Raw genomic sequence first — 215 nt, 5'->3', positions numbered from 1 at the left:
TTGCCGGTGCCGGTGGCGTTCTCGATGCCCTGGTACTCGAAGAGCTTCTTGCCGGTGGCGGCGTCGGTGATGACGTGCAGCCGGCTGGGGGTGCCGTCGTCCTGGAAGCCGCCGACGACCGTCTCGTAGGCGAGGACGGGGGTGCCCGAGCCGGCCCAGATCACCTTGCGGGCGCCGTCGGCCGCGGACTTGGTGGAGCCCAGCGTCCTGGCGGC

At 72.1% G+C, this 215-nt stretch carries 1 pseudogene; it reads right to left on the bottom strand.

Annotated elements, in window-relative coordinates:
• Positions 1-215, bottom strand: a pseudogene (locus LQ326_RS47670) (M4 family metallopeptidase); the annotation flags it as partial.

Source organism: Streptomyces shenzhenensis, from assembly GCF_021462265.1.
In the GTDB taxonomy this organism is placed as follows: Bacteria; Actinomycetota; Actinomycetes; order Streptomycetales; family Streptomycetaceae; genus Streptomyces; species Streptomyces shenzhenensis.
This window is presented reverse-complemented; position numbering and strand designations above follow the sequence as displayed.